The sequence below is a fragment of the Streptomyces sp. AC555_RSS877 genome, assembly GCF_019049245.1.
Classification (GTDB): Bacteria; Actinomycetota; Actinomycetes; order Streptomycetales; family Streptomycetaceae; genus Streptomyces.
Genome location: NZ_JAGMUK010000168.1, coordinates 1 through 538, shown reverse-complemented (window position 1 = coordinate 538; position 538 = coordinate 1). Strand labels below are relative to the sequence as shown.

Annotated in this window: 1 protein-coding gene and 1 pseudogene; one reads left to right on the top strand and one right to left on the bottom strand. The window is 67.7% G+C overall.

The genetic code is table 11. The annotated features are described in order from the left end of the window. Positions 1-157 (top strand): annotated as a pseudogene (locus KUM49_RS38260) (IS110 family transposase); the annotation flags it as partial. 48 nt (positions 158-205) lie between these two features. On the opposite strand, the gene KUM49_RS38255 reads toward KUM49_RS38260, so the two are convergent. Beyond that, positions 206-538: VOC family protein (locus tag KUM49_RS38255; protein WP_217241568.1), on the bottom strand; the 333-nt coding region annotated here is incomplete at its 5' end.

Below are 538 nucleotides of genomic sequence, written 5' to 3'. Positions count from 1 at the left end.
GGAATCCCGGCGCTTCTACGATCGCAAACGTGCCGAGGGCAAGCGCCATACCCAGGCCGTCCTGGCTCTCGCTCGCCGCCGCGTCAACGTCCTCTGGGCCCTTCTGCGCGACGGACGGCGCTACGAGCCAGCTCCGCCGGCAAGGGCTGCCGCATAGGAAGGGACGCGACACGCTGCGCGCGGCCAGTCGGTCTGACCGACCCCGTCAGACCAGGCAAAACTCGTTACCTTCCGGGTCTGCCATCACCACGTGATCCGGCCTGCCCTGCAACTCGTCCTCACGGACCACGGTCGCGCCCGCAGCGGTCAACCGCTCCACCGCCTCGACCACGCGCGGCCAGCGCACCTCCCACGGGGTTTCACGGCCGCCACCAACTTGCACGTCGATATGCAGCCGGTTCTTCGCCACCTTCGGCTCCGGCACCTTCAGGAAGGACAAGGTGGGGCCCACGCCGTCAGGATCTGAGAGGTACGCCCCGTCATCCCACTCGTCCTCCGGAACCTCATGATGCGAGAACCACTCCTCCCAGCTCCCGAA